3 protein-coding genes and 1 pseudogene are annotated in these 4,201 nt (G+C 30.7%); 2 read left to right on the forward strand and 2 right to left on the reverse strand.

The features are described 5' to 3' along the window. Window positions 1–1,398, forward strand: a pseudogene (locus ABJD66_RS06340) (TonB-dependent receptor); the annotation flags it as partial. A 1-nt stretch (window position 1,399) separates the two neighbouring features. Beyond that, entirely contained in the window at window positions 1,400–2,752 is a 1,353-nt protein-coding gene (locus ABJD66_RS06345; RefSeq protein ID WP_348129467.1) for a DUF5689 domain-containing protein, read from the forward strand. On the opposite strand, the gene ABJD66_RS06350 is transcribed toward ABJD66_RS06345, so the two are convergent. Together ABJD66_RS06350 and ABJD66_RS06355 are read right to left on the reverse strand one after the other, a co-directional pair. Continuing rightward, window positions 2,749–3,153, reverse strand: a complete 405-nt coding sequence (locus tag ABJD66_RS06350) for a response regulator (protein ID WP_100894625.1) — start codon at window positions 3,151–3,153, stop codon at window positions 2,749–2,751. The two genes, ABJD66_RS06345 and ABJD66_RS06350, sit on opposite strands and share 4 nt — an antisense overlap. 5 nt (window positions 3,154–3,158) lie before the next feature. Then, window positions 3,159–4,201 (reverse strand): PAS domain S-box protein (locus ABJD66_RS06355; protein WP_348129470.1); only part of this gene is annotated, 1,043 nt, incomplete at its 5' end.

Genomic DNA, 4,201 nt, shown 5'->3' on the forward strand with positions numbered 1-4,201 from the left:
ATTGCAGAAGAAAAAACTGTAACATTTAACACTACCGCAAATATTAAACTTAATAACCATTTTAGTTTAGACGCAGGTATTATGCTTAAAAACCTCAACTCTCATAATTATGCCAAAATTGAAGATTTATTAGGAGCTGAATACCACTTAGATATTGACACTTTCTCTAACACTAATAACGATGCAAATGGAAATACAAATAAAAAAGAAAACGATATTTTTAATTACAACTACAGTATCTCTGGAAATAATTTAAACGCATTTACACAAATAAAAGCTACCTACAAAAAATGGTATGCCTCACTAAGCACAAACATTAACACTATAAACTACCAAAGAGAAGGTTTATTTAAAAACGAACGTTATCCTGAAACATCTATTGGAAAAAGTGAAAAAATTAATTTTAGTGCCATAAACATAAAAGGTGCTTTTACCTATAAAATAACAGGCAGACATTGGGTTAATGGTCAGTTTGCTTTTATTAGTAGGCCTCCAACAATACAAAATACTTTTATTAATCCTAGAGAAAATAATAATATTGTAGCAGATATAGACAACCAACAAATTAAAACTGCTGATGTAAATTATTTTATACGCTTACCAAAACTAACAGGTCGTATTTCTACCTTTTACACATTATTTAATAATGAAACAGATGTAAATTTTTTCTTTGTAGAATCTGGCATAGGATCTGATTTTGTGCAAGAAGTAGTCACAAACATTAACAAAAAACATACTGGCTTAGAAATAGGACTAGAGTACCAACTATCCTCTGCTGTTAAAGTAACTGGTGTTGCAGCAATAGCTAATTACACCTATAATAACAACCCAAATGTTAGTATTAATTTTGACACTACTAACAGTTTTGAAGACGCTATAAATTTAGAAGGATATAGCAACTTAGGAGAAAGCAACATTAAAGGTTATAAATTAGCTCAAGGACCACAAAAAGCATTTGCTTTTGGAATAGAATATAGAGATCCAAAATATTGGTGGATATCTGGCTCTGCAAATTTTATGGGAAATAATTACGCCAATATATCTACAATAACTAGGACACAAAGCTTCTACTTAAATCCAGATACCGGACAACCTTTTCCGGATGCAACCAAAGAAAATGTAACCAAATTGCTAGCCCAAAAAAAAATGGATGATTTTTACCTACTTAACCTAGTTGGTGGTAAGTCTTGGATTATAAAAGGCAATTACGTTAGTGTTTTTGCCAGTGTAAACAATGTTTTTAACACCGTTTTTAAAACAGGCGGATATGAACAAAGCAGAAATGGCAACTACGGGCAGATGGCTCAAGACAATTTAAGTACTACTCCTTCATTTGGTACAAAATATTGGTATGGTTACGGAAGAACATATTTTTTAAACCTAGCAATTAGCTTTTAATATGAAGTCGAAAAAACACATTATAATTATAATTTGCACGCTCCTAATTTTAGGATGTGTAAAAGATAAAGATTTTGATACTCCTAAACCAGAATGTACAGATTTAGTATCTAATATTTCTTTTAAAGATTTGGAAACAATTACCACTGGTGCTATTGTTAAAATACAAGACGATTTAATTATTGAAGGTTACATTATATCATCAGACATAGAGAACAACTTTTTTGGAACAATATATATTCAAAACAAAGAAGAAAACCCTACAGCTGGCATTCAGTTTTTAGTAGACTTACGAGATTATTATCTACAATATAAACTTGGCAGTAAAGTAATCATCAAACTAAAAAATTTATACCTAGCAAAAAAAGGTAATGTATTTGTGGTTGGTGGTGTTTTTACATCATTTGGAAACCAATCTGTAGGCAGACTACCTAGCTTACAAGTGCAAGAACATATATACACTAGTTGCAGTGCTACAAAAATTACACCTACAAAAACTACTTTAGAAAACTTATCTTCTAGTGTTACAAATACACTAATAAAATTAGACAATTTAGAATTTATTGATGAGGAATTAAATACAACTTATGCAATATCCAAAGAGGAGACAGAGCGCACTCTTAAAGATTGCCAAGGAAACCAAATAAAACTTGTTACTAGTGGTTACGCAGACTTTGCAACTAACATACTGCCCCATAAAAATGGTAATGTCACAGCTATTTTAATTGAAGATGATAATGAGCTAAAATTAAAAATTAGATCTAAAGCCGATTTAAATTTTGACAAAGATCGTTGTCCTCCAATAGTAACAGAATTTACTTCAACCTCCATTTTCTTCTCAGAGCTTGCAGACCCAGATAATAATATTGGAGCAAGGTTTATAGAACTATATAACGCCAGTGACAAAAGATTAGATTTAAATAATTGGAAAATAAACAGATACACCAATGCCAGTACCGATATAAGCTCTAGCTTAGACCTAACTGGTTACAGTATAGACGCCAAGAGCACACTGGTAATTTCACCAAATGCAGATGAATTTACTAATATTTACGGTTTTTTACCAGATATAGGTATTGGTAAAAATAGTGTTGCCGACTCTAACGGAGATGACAATCTAGTATTAGTAGATCCATTTGGAACAACTATAGATATTTTTGGCGTTGTGGGGGAAGATGGCTCTACTACAAATCATGAATTTGAAGATGGTAAAGCACAACGCAAACAAAACATAAACGTAAGCTCTAGTAGCTACAACTTTAGCGAGTGGCTTATATATAATGATACCGGTGATAACGGCACTATAAATATGCCTCAAAACGCTCCTGATGATTTTTCACCTGGAGAACGCTAGTTTGCCATATCGTCTAACATATTTTTTAAATCCTTTGGAGTAACCGGCTTTAAAATATAATCTGTAACAATATCATAGGTTTTTACTCTTTCTATGTCCCTAGGGTCTATAGATGAACTAACAATGTATATAACCACATTTTGCCTAATAGCTTCAGGTATTTTTACAAAATCATCTAAAAACTCCCAACCATTCATAATTGGCATATTAAGATCTAAAAATATTAATCTTGGAAGAGTTTTTTCTATGGTAGATTGCCTTGTTAATTCTTCAATAGCATCTAATCCGTTTTCAAAAACTTCAATTTTTTCAGTAAAGCCTACTTCTTTCATTATACGCTTTGTTCCATACACAAATATTGGATCATCATCTATGATGCAAGCGCTAAAAATTTTATTCATATAATTTATTTAAAACAATTAAAATATAGTGTAAAGGTGGTGCCAATATGTACAGAACTTTCTACTTCTATTTTTCCGTTCATTGCCTCTATTTGGCTTTTAGTTATAAAAAGACCAATACCTTTAGATTTTTTGTGTTTGTGAAAAGTTTTATACATTCCAAAAATTTTGTCTTTATGCCTTTTCATATCTATACCTAAGCCGTTATCAGAAAAAGTCAATTTTATTTTGTCTCTTTCCCTTTTTGCTTTTATATCTACAACCAATCTTCTTTTTGGAGAACTGTATTTAATACTATTTGTAAGTAAGTTTAACAAAATACTCTCTAAATATGCAGGCACAGCATTAACTAAATACTCTTTAGGAATGCGTATGTTAAGTATTACATCATTTTCATTTAACAATGCAATAATACTTTTTCTAACAGAATCAAAAGTTTCTAACAACCTTACACCTTCTAACTTACCAAGCACATTAAGCTTAACACTAACTACTTCATTTAAATGCGTAATAGTTTCATCTAAACTGTCAGAAGATTCATTTAACATATTTATTAAATTAGCTCTTTCTTCTGGATCTGTTTCATTTATTAAAAACCCTGTAAGCATTGATAAATTTGTAGAATGCGATCTTAAATTATGAGAGACAATATGTGCAAAATTGGTTAGACTTTCATTTTGATCTGCAGTAATTTTTAAAACTGCTTTTACTTTATTTTCTGCCTCTATACGAGACGTAATATCTACTACTTGAGATATAAAATGAGATATACTACCATCTATTTTAGTAACTTTTGTAACAGATAAAATTACATAGACCGTATGGCCTTTTTTATGAAAATATCTTTTTTCAATTTGATAATTATCAATTTTCCCAGCTATAAGTTCATCTAACAAATTTAAGTCTGTTAAGTAATCATCTGGATGTGTTACATCTTGAAAAGTTAACTCCAACAGCTCCTCTTGCTTGTACCCTAAACTACTGCATAAACTTTTGTTTATTTTTAACCACTTACCATCTAAACCAATTAAAGCCATACCTACAGATG

This window comes from Cellulophaga sp. (assembly GCF_039943695.1).
Taxonomy (GTDB): Bacteria; Bacteroidota; Bacteroidia; order Flavobacteriales; family Flavobacteriaceae; genus Cellulophaga.